General features: G+C 32.4%; 14 protein-coding genes. 3 read left to right on the top strand and 11 right to left on the bottom strand.

Features of this window, described 5'->3' with window-relative positions:
- Window positions 1–75 precede the first annotated feature (75 nt).
- The 5 genes from Anndu_RS15215 to Anndu_RS15195 form a co-directional block, all read right to left on the bottom strand.
- A complete protein-coding gene (locus Anndu_RS15215; RefSeq protein ID WP_464101997.1) occupies window positions 76–1,752 on the bottom strand; it encodes a tetratricopeptide repeat protein in 1,677 nt (558 codons plus the stop codon).
- Window positions 1,724–3,250: a pentapeptide repeat-containing protein gene (locus tag Anndu_RS15210; RefSeq protein ID WP_464101996.1), complete on the bottom strand. Its 1,527-nt coding sequence runs from the start codon at window positions 3,248–3,250 to the stop codon at window positions 1,724–1,726. Before Anndu_RS15210 ends, Anndu_RS15215 begins: the two co-directional genes overlap by 29 nt.
- A 164-nt stretch (window positions 3,251–3,414) precedes the next feature.
- Window positions 3,415–6,498, bottom strand: coding sequence for a COG1470 family protein (locus Anndu_RS15205; protein ID WP_464101995.1), 3,084 nt, complete (start codon window positions 6,496–6,498; stop codon window positions 3,415–3,417).
- 103 nt (window positions 6,499–6,601) lie between these two features.
- Entirely contained in the window at window positions 6,602–7,369 is a 768-nt protein-coding gene (locus Anndu_RS15200) for a MinD/ParA family ATP-binding protein (protein ID WP_464101994.1), read from the bottom strand.
- Between the two features lie 55 nt (window positions 7,370–7,424).
- Complete coding sequence (locus tag Anndu_RS15195; RefSeq protein WP_464101993.1) at window positions 7,425–9,185, bottom strand: CHASE2 domain-containing protein; 1,761 nt, start codon at window positions 9,183–9,185, stop codon at window positions 7,425–7,427.
- A gap of 269 nt (window positions 9,186–9,454) precedes the next feature.
- On the opposite strand from Anndu_RS15195, the gene Anndu_RS15190 reads away from it, so the two are divergent.
- Window positions 9,455–10,075: a chorismate lyase gene (locus Anndu_RS15190; protein WP_464101992.1), complete on the top strand. Its 621-nt coding sequence runs from the start codon at window positions 9,455–9,457 to the stop codon at window positions 10,073–10,075.
- Window positions 10,076–10,119: 44 nt separating this feature from the next.
- Here Anndu_RS15190 and Anndu_RS15185 read toward each other — a convergent pair whose 3' ends face one another.
- The 3 genes from Anndu_RS15185 to Anndu_RS15175 all read right to left on the bottom strand — a co-directional run bounded on the left by Anndu_RS15185 (window position 10,120) and on the right by Anndu_RS15175 (window position 12,445).
- Window positions 10,120–11,301, bottom strand: coding sequence for a YcjF family protein (locus Anndu_RS15185; protein ID WP_464101991.1), 1,182 nt, complete (start codon window positions 11,299–11,301; stop codon window positions 10,120–10,122).
- A gap of 87 nt (window positions 11,302–11,388) precedes the next feature.
- A complete protein-coding gene (locus Anndu_RS15180; protein ID WP_464101990.1) occupies window positions 11,389–12,039 on the bottom strand; it encodes a hypothetical protein in 651 nt (216 codons plus the stop codon).
- A gap of 43 nt (window positions 12,040–12,082) precedes the next feature.
- Complete coding sequence (locus Anndu_RS15175; protein ID WP_464101989.1) at window positions 12,083–12,445, bottom strand: response regulator; 363 nt, start codon at window positions 12,443–12,445, stop codon at window positions 12,083–12,085.
- Window positions 12,446–12,955: 510 nt separating this feature from the next.
- On the opposite strand from Anndu_RS15175, the gene Anndu_RS15170 reads away from it, so the two are divergent.
- Window positions 12,956–17,170, top strand: a complete 4,215-nt coding sequence (locus Anndu_RS15170; protein WP_464101988.1) for a response regulator — start codon at window positions 12,956–12,958, stop codon at window positions 17,168–17,170.
- Between the two features lie 67 nt (window positions 17,171–17,237).
- Here the strand turns inward: Anndu_RS15170 and Anndu_RS15165 are convergent, their stop codons facing one another.
- The 3 genes from Anndu_RS15165 to Anndu_RS15155 are packed head-to-tail and all read right to left on the bottom strand — an operon-like array spanning window position 17,238 to window position 19,611.
- Complete coding sequence (locus Anndu_RS15165) at window positions 17,238–17,969, bottom strand: energy-coupling factor ABC transporter ATP-binding protein (protein WP_464101987.1); 732 nt, start codon at window positions 17,967–17,969, stop codon at window positions 17,238–17,240.
- 54 nt (window positions 17,970–18,023) lie between these two features.
- A complete protein-coding gene (locus Anndu_RS15160; protein ID WP_464101986.1) occupies window positions 18,024–18,692 on the bottom strand; it encodes an energy-coupling factor transporter transmembrane component T family protein in 669 nt (222 codons plus the stop codon).
- On the bottom strand, window positions 18,685–19,611 hold the full coding sequence (locus tag Anndu_RS15155) for an energy-coupling factor ABC transporter permease (RefSeq protein WP_464101985.1): 927 nt from the start codon (window positions 19,609–19,611) through the stop codon (window positions 18,685–18,687). The genes Anndu_RS15160 and Anndu_RS15155 overlap by 8 nt, the downstream gene beginning before the upstream one ends.
- Before the next feature lie 370 nt (window positions 19,612–19,981).
- Between Anndu_RS15155 and Anndu_RS15150 the strand changes: the two genes are divergently transcribed.
- The gene (locus tag Anndu_RS15150) at window positions 19,982–20,398 is read left to right on the top strand and encodes a hypothetical protein (protein WP_464101984.1); all 417 of its coding nucleotides are present in this window, start codon (window positions 19,982–19,984) and stop codon (window positions 20,396–20,398) included.
- Window positions 20,399–20,455 lie beyond the last annotated feature (57 nt).

Raw genomic sequence — 20,455 nt, 5'->3', positions numbered from 1 at the left:
ATTAATTATTAGTTATTGATCAAAAATCAGAGATTAGCAAAATCTCCGATTTGATCAAGTGTTAATTGTTGAAGTTTATTGCTGACTTAAATCAGTTAATTTTTGTTGTACGATCGCCTGATTAGCGAGGGCTTGGGGATGGGCAGGATTAATTTCTAAGGCTTTAGTTAAGGCCGCTAAAGACTGCTCATATTGCTCTAAATATCTTAAAGCAATACCATATCCCGCCCAATAATTCGCATTAGTTTGATCAACTTTTAAGGCCGCCTCAAAATCTAAGGCCGCTTTGCGATATTGTTGTAAAGCCAGATCGGATAAACCCCTATTATACCAAGCATCCGGCTGATCAGGATTGAGAGTTAGGGCATTATTGGCCGCCTCAATACTATCTTCATATCTTTCCATCCTCCAAAATACAGCACTTAAATTAACCCAAATGGTACTAAATAAGGAGCTATCCTCTAAATAACGATCGCCCCGTAAAGCGTTTTGATAGGCCGCTAAAGAAGCCTCAAACTCGCCTAAAGTGGTCAAAACTCGGCCGTAGTTAAACCATGCTAAAGTTGAACTGGGATTGATGGAAACCGCTCTTTGAGAGGCACTTAAGGCTTCCTCATAACGCCCCATATACCAGAAAGCCACCGCTTTATTTGTCCAAGCTCGATCGTCCTCTCCATTAATGGCTAAAGCTCGGTTTAATGAGCCTAAAGCCTCCTCATAACGCTGTAAACCCGTTAAAGCCACCCCTTGCTGATTCCATGCAAAACCCACTCCTTCTTCACCCCAACGGCCGTCACCTTCTAAAATCGCCTTTTGACAAGCTTTTAAGCCATCCTCATATTTACCTAAAGCATTTAAGTTATAACATTGATTAACTAAACCAAGGGCGTAGGTGGGCGCTAATGTTACCGCTTGGGTATGGGCGGCCGAGGCCTCGCCATGTTTGCCTAATAAGTCTAATAATTTACCGTATTCTGTCCATGCGGTGGGGTTTTTTTCATCTAAAGCTAAAGCCTGATTTAAGGATTCTAAGGCCAAATCATACCACCGTAAAGCTTTGAGGGCTTGGGCTTTTTGAGTTAAAGCGATGGTTGGCGAGTCGGTTTCCCAATCTTGATTAGTGGCTAAAGCGCGATCGCAATAACTAATGGCCTGATCATAATTTTGTTGTTGATAGAATAAACGGCATTGATTAAGCCAAGCTAGGGCATATTGAGGATTAATTTGAACCGCCCAACCATAGGAATAGAAGGCTTCTTCACCTTGATCAATTCTAGCTTGGGCTTCCCCTTGATAATTCCATGTCATGGCCGAGGTGACTTCTCCCCAGTTATCATTAACCCTCAAAGCCTTTTGACAAGAATCAAGCGCCTCATCAAATCTGGCTAAATTAATTAAAACCTTACAACGACGAGTTAAAACCTGAGAATTGACGGAATTACGGTTAAGAGCTTCATTATAAGCACTTAAAGCCTCTAAATTATTATTTAAACCTAAAAATAACAGATCACCTTTAGCTGACCAAACACCAGACTCACCGATTTCTAAAGCCTTATTACAAGCCTCTAAAGCCTTATCGGGGCTTGGTGCATCTCGCCAATTTTCACAGATTGAAACCAACTCTTGAGGACTTTCCTGTGCTAAAGTAGACTGCTGATTTCCCGTTAGCCCTAAACCAGAGATGATCAACAGAAAAAGAAAGAAAGGAGATTGGGATTTAATTTTATTCACATTCAGTTGTTTTTTGACCATCTGGCTTTGTTACTCCACAAAAATTTTCCAGTCTTGATAAAGTTTCACTATCTAGATCCGCCCCGAAAAGATTAACCCCCGTTAGATTAGTACGATTAAGGTTAGCGCCCCTCAGTTTGGCATTGACGAGATTTGAGCCGTTAAGATAGGCATTTTCAAGATTTGCATTTTCTAAATTAGCATCCCTTAAATCCACTTCTCTTAAATTAGCTCGGTTGAAAGTACCACCTTTTAGGATAGCACCTCTTAAATTGGCATTGCGCACGGTAGCTTGATTAAAATTAGTATTTTCAAGGTTAGCACGTTCTAAATTAATCCGAAATAAATTAGCATTACTAAAATTAGAACCGGATAAATTAGCACCTGCGAAATTAGCTTCTTGTAAAATACTGTCACTAAAATCAACGGCTTGTAAATCGCTATTTTCAAAGTTAATAGCGGTTAAATCCCGCCCTTGCGCGCCTAAATTAACCAATTCCCACACTAAACGCCATTTTTGATCAATAATTGTACCTTGATTAATTAAAACTCCCCGAAAATTAACAAAAGTTAAATCAGTTTCGGCTAAATTAGTATCCCTTAAATCCGTATTAGCTAAATTTGCACCTGTTAATTTTGCGCCCCTTAAATCGGAAAATTGAAACTTAGTTTCGGTTAAATTACTATTAGTTAAATTAGCACCCCTGAGATCAACCATAAAGAGGAGAGCTTTAGTTAAATTAGCATTAGTAAAATTTTTATTTTTTAAATCTATATGTTGTAAATAAGCTTCGGTTAAATTAACCCCTGTCCAATCGTTAACTTCAGCTTGATTAACCACTTTCCAAACTTGTAACCAACGCTCATCAATGATCGTTTCATCATCAAATTTTGTGCCTCTAAAATCAACATAAGTTAGATTAGATTTAGTTAAATTAGCCTTACTTAAATCGCTATTTTCTAAACTTGCTCCCGTCAAAATTGCTTCAGTTAAATCAGCTTTACGAAGTTTAGCATTTTTCAAATTAGCATTAGAAAAATTAACTAATTTTAAAGAAGAATTAGAAAGATCAGCCGATTCTAAATTACTTTCTAAAAAAATTGCTTGTAATAAATTAGTAAATTTTAAATTAGCTTCCGTTAAATTAGCATTAGAAAAATTAGCTTCCCTTAAATAACCATTTTGAAAATTAGCACGGAAAAAACTAGCTTCCTGTGCCTGTAGTCTGCCCATTAAAGCATTTAATAAAATTGCCCCATCTAAAGAAGCGCCTTTAACATCGGCAAAAATTAAATTAGCCCCTCGAAGGTTAGCACCTCGCAGGTTAGCCCCGCCTAATCTAGCATCTTGTAAATTACATTCAGCACATTGTTTAGTAGCCAAAAGTTGATCAACTTTTTGTTGATCGGCCGCTAAAATTTGGGAATTATTACCAGTAATAATTGAGCAAAAAGTTATTACTAATAAATAGGGTTTGAATGAGGAAATATTAAAGAATTTTTTAAATTTTTTGAGCATATTTTTTTATTAATAAAATTATTGATATATATTGGTTCTAATTTTTGCCCCAAACCCTAAAGGGTTGGGCTATGCGAACAAAGCCTGTCTGCGCAGGCTTCGTTTTTGTAGCATAAGGCTTTAGCCTTAATGAAATGTAATAACCAATAACCAATAACAAAATTTTACTGAATTTTCGGAGGAAGTTCCGCCGGAGGGGGAGCATTACGGCCGGGGGGATTGGGCGGACTGCTTCCGGGGGCTTCCGGTGGGCGTGGTGGTGTTGATGGTGTGGGGGCAGGGGTGGCAGAAGGCTGATTATTATTACCGTTGGCCGGAGTTTGAGGGGGAGTCACGGCGGGGGGTTCTCCTAAAGTGGGAACTCGATCGGGCGGTGGGGTAAGGGGTTGATTCGTGCCAGAGGGCGGTGGTGGGGTTTTTTGTCCATTTTCTTGGCCATTTTTACCCTCACCTTGGGGTTTTTCAGGGGGTAAAACCGTCTCGATCACAAAGGAACGACTAACCACATTGCCCGATAAATCACTTGCGGTGAGGGTAATGGTTTCACTTCCGGCATTGGTGCTGACAAAATAGTTAATTTTACCCTCTGATTTAACATTTCCGGGGGAAGGTGTTAATTGGACACTTAAACCCGATCCTCCATCTACGATCCAACTTATTTCTAAAACTAAGGGCTTATTAGGGTTAACAACGGGGATGGGATATTTGGCCAGTTGGGGTAAAACTTGCCCATTTTTTAAGCCAATTAGTTCGCCATTTTGCAATACTTTCACTTGAAAAGAAAGAATGTTTAAGGGAATGGGTAAAATTTTAATTACATCGCTAATTTTAGGGGGTAAGGGTTCTTCTAATGGTTTTGTGGGAATAGGTGTTAACTCAAAAGTGTATTCCCCAGGTTTTCTAATATCAGTGGGAAAGCCCCGACAAATTAAATTTTCTGCTTGAAATTCGGTTTTAATTTGACAGAAATTAGGGATAGGAATACAACTTCTTTGTTTTCCATCTTTGACTAAACAAGTATTAATTTCTTCTTGATTAGTTTCAGGATTAATTAATTGTAAAATTAAGATTGAATTATTTTTAATTGGTAATAATTGTAATTGTTGAGCTACTTTTTTAGGATCATTAACTTTAACGACAAAAATTGATTGGGCTGGATAAACTACTACTCCTTCTTTATCTTTACCAACTAAAGTTAATTCTTGTAATTGATCCACAAATTTAACTGTCCAATTTAATAAAATTTGACCTTCTAAAAGTTGATTTTTAGGAGGATTTTTGGCTAATTTACTTTCATTATATTGGGGCTGAGTTGGGATAAATTCGCTAATTTCAGGAATGGGAATGGCCTCAATTTTAATAGGATTAGTTTTAGAGGTAATAATTTGCGCTCTTTTATCCGTAGTAACAAGGGTTAATTCAAATGTATATTCTTCTGATTTTCTAGCATTAGTAACAATGCCATTACAAATTAAAATTTGTTTTAATGTACATTTATCTTTTAATTCTGGGGGCAATCCTTTGCTAAAATCAAAAATCATTGGTTTAGCAATGGGTGAAGCATCTTTATAATAACCATTAACTGTAATTGTTTTTATTCTTTTGGCTTGGGTAATTTCCCAATTTAAACGAATTACATCATTATTAACTTCTCGATAAATCACACTTTGGGAGTTAAAACTGGTAATTTGTGGGGCTGGTTTTGCTCTAAAAAAGATATACCAAATTAAAAAGATAAATGCTCCAATTGTGCCTAATATTCCTAAAATTAAAAAGAAAAATTGCCACCATGGCCGCCCTTCTATTACTAAAATTCCATCAAATTGATCGTTGGGAATTTCTATTTCTTCTTGATCAATTATTGCGACATTAAAATTAAGAACATTTGGATAAAATTGACGTTTCCAACTACCTTGAGGAGACACATCTAATCTAATTTTAGTTGATTCTCCCGGATTTAAAATTAACTCATCTAATGTTAATTGATGGATACAATATTTTTCACTATTTTGCGGATCTACTACTAATTTTAATTGTCTAGCTGTATTACCTTTATTGGCTAATTTAATTTCATATTCTCCCCGATCATTTTCTTCTTTAATTGTTCCCCTGCGGGTGTTCATTTCTAAGTTAAGCTGATAATAAGCCTGTACTTGAAAATAAAACAGATCCAGCATTACCAATTCTGAAGATTGTTGTTGTGCTTCTGCTTCTGTTTTTGGTAATAAATTCTCTGAATAAACTCTTAAAGTAGGGGCGTAAATTTTGGCGATCGCATCTTGGGGGGGAGTAATAGTTAATACAATTGTATTGGCTTCCCCCGGATTTAACTCTAGTCCATCCGTATTAATCACAAGGCCGGGCAGGGGTGTGCCTTCAGGATAGGTAATTTTGTACCATTCTGGAGGAAGATCCGTGCAGGTTAAACGAAAACGATCGACTTGATCAGAACGGTTATAAACTTGAATTGTGACAGAAATAGGTTGAGTAACTTCCGTCACAAAGGGATTAGTGGAAGTAGTTTGAGGAGAAACAAGGAAAAAAGGATCACTTTCCTTTTCTAGTTGGGCGATATAAGGGCGAACTTGGAGTTGTGCCTGATGAAAAATAGGAGTATTCTCAGGATAATGATTAGGTGCATCTATTTCTAAACGATATTTATAATTACCAACTAAAGTTTCCCTTGGAATGGGGATTTTGAAGACAATTTCATGGGATTGGCCGGAATTTAAGGCGACAGTTTGTCCTTCGATATAACCACAAACTTGCTGTACTAATTCACAAGAGTGATCCAATCGTAAGTAAATTAAAGCGCTTTGTCCTCCTTGATTAATCACAGAAACTCTTAAAATAAATTCCTCCCCAGCTGTGATCACATAATTACTACTAGGATTAATAATTAAACCGATTGGTTTATTCGGCACAACGATCTTTTGCTTATCATCTTTTTGATCTAAATCTGTTTCAATACCCTTTTTTTGTCCAAATTCAAAAGAATAATAAATAGTGCCATTGATAACTTCAATATTTAAAAAACCTTCTTGAATTAATAGTTGTAAATCAGATTCAATTGTGTCTGGATTTTCTTCAATAGTTTGTAATAGATCTTCAAGAGTACACTGTTTATTACGTCTAATATAATTAACAATTTTCCTCTGATTTGGAGGCAAGGCCAATATATCAGTAATTGTCCGATTTTGGGGTGTTTCTTCCGTTTGATTAGATGAATTAAATAACTTTCCAGTCATTGTTTTTTGGAGAAAATAAATTAAATTTTATAAATTTTATTAGTTGTTTGTTATTGATTATTATTAACTTATTATTTATTACTTATTATTGCTTAGTTATAAGCTATGATTTAATAATCATTTGAGCCATATTTTGAAAAACTTTTGATAAGGGATGATTAGGCATTTGCAAAGAGAAAATGCCACTGCTTTGTAATTGCATTAATTCTTCAGATTGGGGTAAAATTCCGGCGAGGGGAACTTGATAAATTTTTTCCACATCTTTTTTCAATTGAACTTGATTAGTATTAGAAAGGGCTTTATTAATTAATAACATCATTTTTGGTACTTCAAGACGACGGGCGACTTCAACCGTTACCGCCGTCCCCTGAAAATCTTGTTTATCAGGTCTTAAAACAATAATTAAAATGTCAGAAATACTGCTAGAAAGTAAAGTTTCTTCATTCAAGCCTGGGTGAGTATCAATAAATAAATAATCTAATTTTAAAGCATCAATTAAATCATAAAAACCATCACATAAAAGATTAAAATCATAACCCTCTCTAAGAATTTGGGCGATGTCTCCGGTTTTAATACTAGAAGGTACTAAATAAATAAAATTTTTGCTTTCTTCGCCTTTAAAAATATTAGCCACATCGTAGGCGGCCTCTGAAATTCTACATTGACCCCAGAGATAATGATTGAGTGTTTTATCTATATTATTTTCATCAAAACCGAATAAAACATGGATGCCGGGAGAATAAATATCTGTATCTATAATAGCCACTCTTTTACCTTGTCTAGCCACATTTACCGCAATATTGGCTGTACAATTTGATTTTCCCGTACCTCCTCGAAAGGAATGGATTGAAACGATTTTAGCATTAGACATAAATAAAACACTCCTCTTAAAAATAATAGATAATTAATAATTAACTGGTTACTGATTACTGATTACTGATTAATGAATTGATCGTTCTAGCATGGTGTAAGACTTCCTCAATATAACGCTCTAATTCTTGCATTTCAACCTGTTGTTCAATAGTTTGACTGCTAGAAGTAGTGTTTTGTGTTGAAAGAATCCCCTTTTCAATCACAACTTCAGGTTTACCCCTTCTTGAACTTAAACGCTCTTTTAATTGAGTAATTTTACCTTGCATTTGAGATAAGATATTGCTTTGTGTGTCCACTGGTTTAACTGGTGCTATCACGGGTTGCTCGGCAACAGGGGGGGTATATTTCTTTTTACGGCGTTGTTTAGCCCGTGTTTGTAATTCTTCTAAATATGTTTGTTTTGCTTTCTTTTCGGCCTGTTCTAAGTCTATTTCTTCTACTGATGATAATGGGGAGACTTGACCGGAAATTGAGACTAATTTATCAGCTTCTTTGCGCACTTGATCCCAGTCGATCTCAATACTAATTTTGAGCATTTTTTGGACGGTGGGAACTCGATCGATTAAAGTTGTGATCACAGTTGTAAAAACTAAGGCTAAAAGTGCAGGGGGGAAAGGTAGCCAGAGAGAACTATTAGTCATCATTATTCTAACAATTAAAATTAAACAACCAATTAATCCCAAATTAATTAAACCCACTAACCAAAGTTGTTTAAACTTTCTAAAAGTAATTAAACCACCAATGACTGACCAACTAATAATCCAAAACCATTCTAAGGACTGGGGTAAATAACCAATTGGTTTTTGACCATCAAGGGCGATGCCTAACAGTTGACTGACTACTTGGGCGTGAACTGCTACCCCTAACATGGAGGCTTTTTCATCCTGTGATCCCCCACTATAGGGCGTTAATTTTGTATCAGGAATAGCGATGGAATCATAACCAATCAAAACAATTTTATTTTCGACTAATTTGGGATCAACTTTATCATTTAATAAATCCCCAAGGGTCACAATTTGACTGGGAGATTTGCCATTACGATAATCAATTAAAATTGAGTAAGTTCCCATATTATCTCCAGAGGTTTGATAACCTCCAGAACTACCAATTAAGCGATCGACAATGGTATCACCCATTTTAATTTTAAAATCTTGAGTGGGTTCAACTGGCACCGGATCGGGTAATGATTGTAAATATAAATAGGAAAGCTGAAAAGCAAAAGAAAATAAATCATCCCCTTGGGGATCATTGCATAAATGTTGAATTTTTGAGTCTTGAGAATTTTGGGGAGGCTTCCCTAAAAGTAAACTGCGGCGAAGTACCCCATCAGTATCTTCAGGCAGATCGGCAAAACCTACTTGTTGTGGACTAATTTCAGGGGGGGGAGGTGAGCCTTCAAAATTTAAACCCGATAAAGCACATACCGCAACCACATTAGGCTGTTGTAATTGTTGAGCCAAATTTAAACGCTCTTTTCCTTTCGGCATGGGAATACTACGATCAATATCTAAACCGATCAAAGCCGGCCGATATTGTTGAAGTTTCTTCATCGCATCTGCTAAGGTTTGATCATAGATAAAAGCCTCTTGACGACTTTTAAGGTCATCTTCAGTAATCGTCACAATCAGTAGCCTATCATCGAGGGGACGGACTTTTCTCGCACGAATTAAAGAATCATAACTTCTCAATTCTGCTCCCTCAAACGCCCCTAATTGCCTTAAGATCAGGATTAAACTTGAAACAACTATACTGGTAAGAGCAACTCTACCTCCCCAGTTGCCTAAAATGATTGATTTAAGTCGAGATATTATCATAAGTGGGTTTTCCTGTATCTCCAGTTCAAACAGTTATTTTAAATAATAAAATAAAAATTTGTTTCTGGAAAAGGAAAGTAATTATAATTAACAAGATCAATTTTATCAAAATTTTTTTTGAGCAGAACTAAATTTCCCTCGGCTCGATCGCTCTATCACCCCACATAACAATAATTTTTGAGCTAATTTCTGATTTTCAATTCACACTAGCAGATTAGGAAAAAATTGTTTATGATGATCAAAGATCATAGTAAAGTTTTGTAAAGACCTTGAGCGTTAATTTAAAAACTCAACCCCCAACTGTCTGTGTTTCTGATTTAAAATGGTATGCCCTTTCTCCTTTATGGCAAGGGGATAAAGATTTAATTAACACAGGTTTACCCCATCATCAACTAGCGCCCCCTTGGCAAATTTTATTATTAGGTGATGGTTCTCCCACCCGTCATTTACAATTATTAACTGGTAAACAGATTGAAGTTGATGTGATTGATATGTCTTTAGTGGGTGATGATCCCGATCATGCCCCTAGTGAGATTAAAAATCTTCCTTCTCCCCGTTTACGCCGTCAAGTATGGCTCAGAACCTCTGATGGTCAAAGATTGGCTTATGCTACCTCTTGGTGGGAAGCTTTACATATTGATGAGTATTTACAAAATCGTTCCCTCCCAATTTGGGAGAATTTATCCCGCTTACATACTGAGTTATATCGAGATATTGAAGGGATTTATTATGGTAATTCACCTGAATTAGAGTTGGCTTTTGGTGAAAAAGGGCCTTTTTGGGGGCGACATTATCTTTTTTGGCATCATGGTCAACCTTTAACTTTAATTTATGAGGTTTTTTCTCCTTATTTAAAGCGATATTTAGGTAATACTAGACTTATTGAATAGGTAATATTTATTTTTTATTTAAAAAATAGTGTTTTGATTACCCTTTAATGTGGTTTTTGATATTGTTGAAAAGCTTTTGTCATCACCTGTTGAATCTTTTTGGGATCGGGTTTTTTCCCTCCCATCAGATCCCCAAAATAGAGACAAGCCCCCTCCCCTAAAGCGTAGGTATAGGATCCTGCCCATCCCGCCGCAATGACACTGCCAAGGCCTGGAATAAATTTAATTAATTCTCGCCCGATCATCTGTGCTAAAAAACCACCTGCGATCGCGCTTACAATTCCTCCGGCTTGGGAAGGGGTGAGGGTTTGGCCGTATAATTGACCGAGCAAAGTGACTAAGGATACCTGCAAAGCGGTTAAAACGGGCATTGTAGCAAAGGGTAAAGGCACGGCGGCCACTGTAGCGGCCATGATGGCAAAAGAAAGAATATAACGACGTGCCGTATCTCGATAAAGATCGCCTAATTTTTGGCTGTTTTCCTGATCTAATAATTCATAAATTGTTCTTGCTTCGGCCGTTGGTAGTAGTTGAGTTAATTGATTTCTTAATAATTCTAAACCATAAAATTCAGGTTCAAAACCATCTTCTTCAAGGGTAAAATCAAGTAAAATAAGATCATCATATAAGCCTTTAAATGTTTCTTGAAAATAATTTAAAGCTTGATTTATTTCTGTAAAATTAGGGGGATAAATGGGATGGTTTTTTTGATGGGCGGGATAAATTTCATGTAAACAGGTTAAGGCTAATAAACAGGGAATTTTAGGATAAATTTCTTTAATTTTTTTTAAAATTTGTTGCAGACTATTAGTAGCAAAGTCATTAATTTTAATGGTTAAAATAATAATTCTTCCCCTTTGATTTTCCTGCTGCCAATTATTAATTAATTCTTCAATAATAGTCTCGGTATTTTGATTAATGTCACCTAAGCCCACCGTATCAGTAAAAATTAATAAAGGTAACTCATCGGAAGGATAATTATATTGTTGAGTATGTTGGGTATGGGGCTTAAAACCTTGACCAATAATTTGGGCAGAAACACCTGTTAAAGCCCTAACAATTGAACTTTTACCTGCTTGAGATTTCCCAATTAATAAGGCTTCTGTGGTTGGTAATTGGGATTTTACTTTAGCTAAAATTTTTCCAATTTCACTGTCACTAATTGTAAACCATTGTTTAACTTTTTTACGAATTTTTTTTAGATTAAATTTGGGTTTAAGTTCCATAAAAGATTGATTAGGGCTAATTATTAATAATTATTATAACAATTGTTAATTGTTATTTGTCAAGTGATAATTTAATGAAATTAGAGCTTAAATTTCTTCTAAAACTTCATCGGCCCAATGTTCAACTGCTTGTAATAAATTATCCAGAGAAGTAACACTTAAAATCATAATCATATAACCACTAATTGCATTATCCCTGAGATGAAACCCAGTATAAACTAACATGGCATAACGCATTTCTTTCTCTTGAATAACTAAAGAATGTAACAAGCCGTCAAGGGCATCTAAATATAGACGGGGAACGGAAAAAGAAATAGAAATATTTAAAATATTACCAAATACACTCATACAGGAATTTAATAAAATATTGCCTATTTCTGTTAAAATTTCTGAATTAAGAGTTTCTTTTTCTTGATTTTTTTGGCAATTTTCTTGATCATCAAATTCTCCATCTGGATCGATTAAATCACTCAAAATTGCCGCACCATCATGATTTAATAAAAGTAGGGCATTTCCTGATACATTGCCCGTAAAAATTTGTTGAACTGTGGCAATTTCTCCTTGTACAAAATTGGCTAATTCTTTACTTAATTCATTGATGGGATGAATAGAAACGTAAGGGACATCTAAAATAACTCGATTGCCTGTTAGTTGAGAAAGAGAAGCCGCCGTACGGGAAAAACCCATATTTAATAATTCACTTAAAGCATCTCTTTGTTTTTCCGTTAATTCTTTCACAATATGATCGCCTCTTAAATTAATATTAATAACTAAAGATTAATCATGATTTATTTAAAATTTGATGGATAGTTTCTAATACTTTTTCTTTGACAAAAGGCTTTGTGACATATCCAAATGCACCCACTTCTTTAGTGAATTTAATGGTTAAATCTTGAAGATCTGCTGTGGCCATAATAATCTTAGCTTGAGGGTCTAATTCTAATATTTTTTGTAAAACTTCTAGTCCTGAAATTTCTGGCATGGCCACATCTAAAAAAACTAAATCAGGCTTATCTATAAAGTAAGATTCAATGGCAATTAGTCCATTTTCAGCCTCGATAATTTCATGGTTTTCTTGTGATAAAATTTTTTTAAGAATTTTTCGTGATAAAGTAGAATCATCAGTAATTAGAATTTTGACCATTGTATTTTTTTCCTCTTAAATTTTTTTCTTCTTAATTTTATAATCATTAAGTTCTTAATTATTTAAGATAATTACTAAAGATAATTTTTCATAATGGGAAATAAATTATCAGTTGATAGTTGATTAATTAGGGGTAAAAAAATAAACAATAAAATTTTTTATTTTTTTAGATTTGATTTTTGATGATAGTTTAACTTTTTTGTTGATAATTGATGTTGATCTTTGATCAACCGTCAAATTATTTAGCTCTACGATCTCATTATATTATATTGATCACATTTTTTTCATTTTCTGCAAAATTAGACAAAATTTTTTAACAATTCTTATCAAAAATTAACCGATCAAAAGTTATAATCAGGTTAGATTAATCTCAAACAGGATTACTCTGATCAGACTCAAAAATTTTTAAGATAGATAAAAGCCTAATCGTTAACCAAATATTATATTCAATAAAAATCTTAAGTATCTATGAATTTTGATCAACAATCAATCCCAAAAATAAAATCTTTCTTGAATTGCTATAAATTACCTTTTCTCATTTTATTAATTGGCTTAGGGTTATTAGGAAATGTCTTCAAAATTTCTTTATTTTTTGGAGTAGATTTTTTATTGGGCAGTATTTTTACTTTATTAATAGTTTATTTTTATGGATTTTTTTGGGGTATTTTAGCCACCACAATTGTTGGCAGTTATACTTATATTTTATGGGGGCATATTTATGCGACTATTATTTTAATTTTAGAAGCTATTTTTATTAGCTATTTTCTCCATAAAAAATCGAAAAATATTGTTTTATTAGATGGAATTTATTGGTTATTTATTGGCTCAAGTTTAGTCTGGTTTTTTTATGGTAAAATGTTAAGTGTTCCTAGCAATCAGATTCAATTAGTAGTTTTAAAACAGGCTATAAATGGCATTGTAAATTCAGTTATAGCTAGTTTAATTATTCAATTTATCTTCTTTATTATCTCTAATAAATTTGAACAACAGAAACATAAATTAAGTTTATCTTTAGAACAAACTATTTTTACTATTTTAGTTGCTTTTGTGTTATTTCCTAGTATTGCTTTAACTATTTTTCATGGCAGAAATTTAGTTAATAATATTATGGTTGAAATCGAAAAAGATATTTCAATTGTTGAATATGCAGTCAAAAGTAGTATCAATTTATGGTTTACTAATAATTTAGAATCTTTTAAAATGTTAAATCAGATTGTTGAAAATAATAATGATTTGCCTAAATTAGAGCGGGAAATTAATTTATTTATTAATGAAATTAAAGGGTTAAATTCTATTTATATAACTAATAGTAAAGGTGAGCTTATTTTAGCACAACCAAAAGTTAATCAAGGGGAAAAAATTAGTATTATTGAAAGTTTTAAGAATTTTAATTTTCTCAACCAAGATAACCAATTATCCCCCAAAATGTTGACTAATTTTTATAAAGATGAGGAAACTTTATCTAAATATTTAGGTTTATCTATGCCCATTGTAAAAGATAATAAAATAGATAAAATAGTCTATGGTGTCATAAAATTAGATGAGTTAAGAACGATTATTCAAAGTATTGTAATTGATCCGAGATTTCAATTATTTTTATTAGATGAAAATGATAATGTTATTGCTAGTAATTATTCCCCTGCTAATTTGTTGGATCGAATTAAATTATTGGAAAAAGGCAAAGTGATTAAAATTAATGATCGAGTTTTTCATTGGCTTCCTAATTATAATGAAAAAAAACCAATTATGGTTAAATGGAAAGAGTCTTTATATTTTGAAAGAATTTATTTTGATCATGAATTTCCCTTTACTTTAATGGTACAAATTCCTTTATTTGGTTATATTATTAAACTGGAATTATTTTATATCAAAAATTTATCATTGATGTTAATTGTAGGGGTAATATCTTTAATTATTTCAAGATTAATTAGTCGTCATTTAGTTGAACCTATTTTATTATTAAATCAATTAACTACTGATATTCCTGATAAATTATCCTGTGAAAATAACATTAATTTACCCTTAAGTGATATTGAAGAAATTAATAATTTAACTAATAATTTTATTTCGATGATTACAATTATTAAGGAACAATTTAATCAGATTAAAGATGTTAATGAAGTGTTAGAATTGAGGGTAATTGAACGCACGGAAGAATTATTAAATCTCAATGATGAATTAACTAAAGAAATTATGCAACGTCAAGAAATAGAGAAGGTTTTACGCATTCAAGAGGAGCGTTATGATCTGGCTATTTCTGGCACAAATGACGGCGTTTGGGATTGGAATTTAGAAACAAATCAAATCTATTATTCCCCTTCATGGCTGAGAATTTTAGGCTACGAAAATGACCCTTCTTTTAATGAATTTTCTAATTGGTCTGATCTAATTCATCCTGATGATTTAGCAATGACTTTACAAAATATTGATCAACATTTAGAAGGTGATACTAATTTATACGAAAATAATCATCGAATTAAACATAAAAATGGCCATTATATTTGGATTTCTGCTAAGGCTAAATGTTTAAGAAATCAGGAAAATCAACCTTATCGTTTAGTGGGTACAATTACGGATATTACTCAACAAATTCAAGCCCAAGAATTATTAAAAATTGCGAAAGAAGAAGCTGAAATGGCCAATCAAGCAAAAAGTGAATTTTTAGCAACGATGAGTCATGAAATTCGCACTCCCATGAATGCGGTGATCGGAATGACTAATCTTTTATTAGATACAAATTTGACTTTTCAACAACAAGAATTTACGGAAATTATCCGTAATAGTGGTGAAAATTTATTAACAATTATTAATGATATTTTAGATTTTTCTAAGATTGAATCTGGTAAATTAGAGTTAGAAAAACAGCCTTTTAATTTACGTTCTTGTTTAGAAGAATGTTTAGATTTATTAACATCAAAAGCAACATTTCAACAGTTAAATTTAGCTTATTTATTAGAAAATAATGTTCCCCCAATTATTGAGGGTGATATTACTCGCTTAAGACAAGTTTTAGTTAATTTATTAAATAATGCGATTAAGTTTACTCAAGCGGGGGAAGTGGTGATTGAAGTTAAATTAAATCATTTTACTTTTACCCCTCAAGAATATGAAGTTAAAGCGCAAAGTGAGCAAAAAATTTGTCAAATTTTATTTGCAATTAAAGATACGGGAATAGGTATTCCTCAAGATAAAATGAATCGTTTATTTAAACCTTTTTCTCAAGTTGATGCGTCTACTTCTCGTCATTATGGTGGGACAGGTTTAGGTTTAGTTATTAGTCAAAGGCTAACGGAATTAATGGGTGGACAAATGTGGGTAGAAAGTAATGGTTATTTAGCCGGAGATCCGCCCATTGATTTTATAATTAATCCTGAGCCTAGTCATTTTTCTTCTATTTTTTATTTTACAATTATAACGAAAGAAATTGTCAGTGATCTTGAAGATTTAGAGTTAAAAAATATTTTAGAAAATAAGCGTTTATTAATTGTTGATGATAATATTACTAATCGTCAAGTTTTAACCTTACAAGGTCAATCTTTTGGGATGCAATCTTATGCTTTTGCTTCAGGAAAAGAAGTATTAAATACTTTAGAAACTAATGGGCAGTTTGATATTGCTATTTTAGATATGCAAATGCCAGAAATGGATGGTTTAACTTTAGCAAAAAAAATTAGACAATACCCTCAAACTAAAGATTTACCTTTAATTTTATTAACATCTATTGATAATAGAGCTTTAGCACAAAAAGAGGACGAACTTCATTGGTCAGCTTGTTTAAATAAACCGATTAAACAGTCCCAACTATTTAATATTTTGATGGATATTTTCAGTGTAGAAACTGGAGTTAATTTGCCAAAAAATCAAGTTTCTTCTGTGCCAAAATTTGATCATAATTTGGCTCAAAAATATCCTTTAAAAATTCTTTTAGCTGAAGATAATGTGGTTAATCAAAAAGTTGCTTTAAATATTTTAAGTCGCTTAGGCTATCGGGCTGATGTGGTGGCTAATGGGATCGAGGTTTTAGAGGCGATCGAGCGTCAAGTTTACGATGTGATCTTAATGGATGTGCAGATGCCGGAAATGGATGGTTTAACCGCTACTCGTCAGATTTGTCAAGATTTCAAAACAAATCTGAATGATCCCCCTTTGATCATTGCCATGACGGCTAATGCTATGCAGGGCGATCGCCAGATCTGTTTGGAAGCAGGGATGAATGATTATTTGAGTAAACCGATCCCAATTAATGATTTAATAAATGTTTTAATCAATAGTTTTCATCATCTTTCTAAACAAGAAATCAAATCTAATGATATAAAATCAGAAAAAACACAATTAATTACTATGAAACCTGAAGAAATTTTAGATCAAAACGCTTTAAAAGATTTACTAGAAATGGCAGGAGATGATGCCAGTGAAATGATAGCTGACATCATTGACTGTTATCTTGACGATAGCCCCCGTCATCTTAAAGAGTTACAAGAAGCTTTAAAAGCGCAAAATGCCAGACTTTTAGCTCATACTTCCCATACTTTAAAGTCTAGTAGTGGCAGTTTAGGAGCAAAACAATTATCCCAATTATGTCAGCAATTAGAAAATTTTGCTAAGGAAAAAAATTTAGATACTGCCTCGGATCTAGTGACAAAAATTGAGACAGAATATGGTGAAGTTGCCCAAGCTTTACAAGATTATTTAACTCAATTTAAAGAAGGGAAAATTCCTTTTTAAATTTATTATTGGTTATTAGTTATTAGTCATTTTTTACAAATTAATTATTAGTTATTCATTAATAATTTTACCAGTCTAAAGATAATCTGTAACTTTCTAATAGTTTTTCTTGTTTTAATAAATCTAAAATTGGTTGATCAACTTTAATTTTTCCTTGATCTAAAATTAAAGCTCTTTGTGTTGTTTTTTTGAGCCAATGTAGATCATGGGAAGCTATTAAAATTAATTTAACTTTTAACTTTAATAAAATTTGGGCTAATTCTTTTCGCCAAGCAGGATCTAAACCATTAGTAGGCTCATCTAAAATTAAAATACAAGGCTCTAAAGCCAAAATTGCCGCCAAGGCCGCTAATCTTTTTTGGCCTCCTGATAATTGATGAGAAGACTTATTTTCATACTCAATTAAACCAAATTCAGCTAACAAAAATCTAGCTTTTGCTTGAGCTTCTTTAAGGGGAATTTGCTCATTTAATAAACTAAACATTACATCTTCTAAAATAGTAGGCATAAATAATTGATCTTCTGGATTTTGAAAAGCAAAACCGATTTTTTTTCTAATTGTTTGAAAATTATTAGTTTCTACTTTTAAATCATCAATAATTATTTCACCTTGTTGGGGTAAACTTAAGCCAATTAAATTATTTAATAAAGTGCTTTTTCCAGCCCCAGTTTTCCCTAATAAAGCAACAACTTCTCCCTCATATAAGTTAAAGGAAACTCCATCTAAAATTAACTGATTTTCATAACTAAAAATTAGATTATTGACTTTAATAATAGGTTGATTTTGTTGATCATTCATGATGTTATTCGTTATTTATTCTTTGTTATTTATAACAATACTTTAACTATTTTTTCAAAAATAGGAATTAACCGTTAAAATAATTGTCAGAATTAACATAAAAATTAAAAGTAAATTTTCCCGTTTATTCCGATTAATAATTATGGGAAAATTACCTTGATAACCCCTCATCATCATAGCATGATAAACCCTTTGCGCCCGATTTAAACTGCGTAAATATAAAGAGCCAATTAAATTAGCATTAATATAACGTAACCATTGTTGATTACCTTTTAAACCTCGTATTTTTGCCGATGTTTGCATCTGTTTAATTTCTAATAATAATATTTCTAAATATTGAGCAGTTAACATCAAAATTTCTTGCATTTTATGAGGTAAAGGTAAACCTTTTAAGGCGATGGCTAAATGATATTTAGGAATAGTTAATAAAAAACTATTCATAATTAATAAACAAATGAGCGATCGCCCCACCAAAAAAATAGCTTTATTTACCCCCAAAGGAAAACACATTAAACTTACAAAGATTAATTCTAAACCTAATAATTTAATCAGGGAAAATAAAGGAGTTTTTAATAAAAAACACCAGCTTAAAGCCAAAATTAAATAAGTAATTAAAAAAGACCAATTGCCAATTTTAATTAAAGCTGTACCAATAACCAAAATTAAAGATAATCTTAAGCGAAAATCTAAAGAAAAATTGAAAAAAGTTAAAAAATTAAGCACTTTTTGGTACAATAAATTTACTAATTAAAAAAGAAGAAGTAAAACAAATTGTTGTGCCAAAAAGACCAGTTAAGCTAGTGCCAAGTTTAGGATTAATTCCCTCAATTTGATAATCTGAAAATGGCGTATTTAAGGAAATTTTTATATTTTCAGCTAAATCAATAAATCCTAAATTTTCAGCCACTTTTTCCAAGCCATCAGGAAAAGAAGAAGCAAATAAAGACAAAACTCCTGCTATTAATAAAATGCTAACAATAGGCATTAATAATTTATTAAATTTTGGCTGATCAGATGGTAACAAATCAGGACGAACTTTAATTAAATAAGTTAAAATTCCTCCGGTAATTAAGCCCTCTCCCAAACCAATTAAAATATGTATTCCCGTCATAGCAGGTAAAATTAAATTAACTGAACTTGTGCCAGAAAAAATTAACTGTAAACTGCAACAAATTGAAGCCATAATGGTAGAAAAAAAAGCACTAATTCCGGCTACTAAAGGCAATCGTTTTTGAGAACCTCCTAACAATCTTTGGAGAGTTTTTGTTAACATCCAACTTACCCAAACGCCCACAATTCCAATATTAAAAATATTAGCACCTAAAGCAGTAATTCCACCATCAGCAAATAACAAAGCTTGAATAATTAAAACCGTAGCAATAGATAACATCGCTCCCCAAGGATTTCCTAAGATTAAAACAGCTAAAGTAGCCCCTAAAAGATGGCCACTTGTGCCACCAGCCACCGGAAAATTAATCATTTGAGAAGCAAAAATAAAAGCAGTCGTTAAAGCGATAATCGGGGTTTGTTTTAAACCAATTTGTTGACGAGTTTTTAACAAAGAAACTGTTAAAAAAGAAGCACTGGTTAAAGTTGTTGTCACAGCAACAGAAGGAGAAATAAAACCGTCAGGAATGTGCATTTTTTTCTCAAATAAAGTTAAGATTTGATGAGATTGTTAATTTTTAAGATAAAATTAACACCCAATCTATTATTTTCAGATCATGGTTAATTTTTCAATACCCCCCCACCCCATCAAAAGACGAGCATAAAAGAATATTAGTTAAAAAACTGATTTATGTTACACTTCATTAACAAAAATAAATTTAAAGAAAAGTTAAAATTTATTTACTTGATGATAAATTATAGTTTTTGTATTTATAATAGGAGTAAAAATATCAGTTAATTGGTGATTCTACTATTTCATTATGTTTTCATTAAATTGCAGAAAAAAATTGTATCAAAAAAGTTTATTTTTGATATTGGCATTGGGCATAAATTTAACTTTCTCAATGTTCAAAACTCCCTTAGTTCAAGCAGGATTAGTTGATTGTAGCATTAGTAATTGGTCTCAACAAGCTTTATTAGCTTTAGTTAACCGTCTTGGTTATTATCCCCTTTTTTATTTTTGTTATGAAATAAATACAGGCTCAACACAAAATCTAACTATTACTTTTGATGAAAGAGATGTTATTCATTCACTCAATCATTATATTATGGCTGAATGTGATCAAGATTGTAGTAATATTAATCTCAAAGTTTATAATGAAAATAATCAATTAATTGGGCAAGATCTTGACCCTAATAATAGTTTTGCCCGTGTCAGAGTTAATAATATTTCTAATGGCAAAAAAATCAATGTAAAATTAATCATGAGTAATTGTCAAACAGATTACTGTGGGGCAGTTTTAGCGACTAATCCGATTTAATAATCAGCCATAAATAATCAATAAACTATTTTCAATTTTTACAATAATTTTTAACAA

Source organism: Annamia dubia NIES-4383 (genome assembly GCF_055394725.1).
The sequence above is the reverse complement of the archived record's forward strand: the minus strand, read 5'-3'. Positions and strand labels throughout refer to the sequence as shown.

Excerpts from the sequence above, each read along its gene's own strand:
- Anndu_RS15215 (WP_464101997.1), bottom strand. The coding sequence starts at position 1,752 with ATGGTCAAAAAACAACTGAATGTGAATAAAATTAAATCCCAATCTCCT.
- Anndu_RS15210 (WP_464101996.1), bottom strand. The coding sequence starts at position 3,250 with ATGCTCAAAAAATTTAAAAAATTCTTTAATATTTCCTCATTCAAACCC.
- Anndu_RS15205 (WP_464101995.1), bottom strand. The coding sequence starts at position 6,498 with ATGACTGGAAAGTTATTTAATTCATCTAATCAAACGGAAGAAACACCC.
- Anndu_RS15200 (WP_464101994.1), bottom strand. The coding sequence starts at position 7,369 with ATGTCTAATGCTAAAATCGTTTCAATCCATTCCTTTCGAGGAGGTACG.
- Anndu_RS15195 (WP_464101993.1), bottom strand. The coding sequence starts at position 9,185 with ATGATAATATCTCGACTTAAATCAATCATTTTAGGCAACTGGGGAGGT.
- Anndu_RS15185 (WP_464101991.1), bottom strand. The coding sequence starts at position 11,301 with ATGGAACTTAAACCCAAATTTAATCTAAAAAAAATTCGTAAAAAAGTT.
- Anndu_RS15175 (WP_464101989.1), bottom strand. The coding sequence starts at position 12,445 with ATGGTCAAAATTCTAATTACTGATGATTCTACTTTATCACGAAAAATT.
- Anndu_RS15165 (WP_464101987.1), bottom strand. The coding sequence starts at position 17,969 with ATGAATGATCAACAAAATCAACCTATTATTAAAGTCAATAATCTAATT.
- Anndu_RS15155 (WP_464101985.1), bottom strand. The coding sequence starts at position 19,611 with ATGCACATTCCTGACGGTTTTATTTCTCCTTCTGTTGCTGTGACAACA.
- Anndu_RS15150 (WP_464101984.1), top strand. The coding sequence starts at position 19,982 with ATGTTCAAAACTCCCTTAGTTCAAGCAGGATTAGTTGATTGTAGCATT.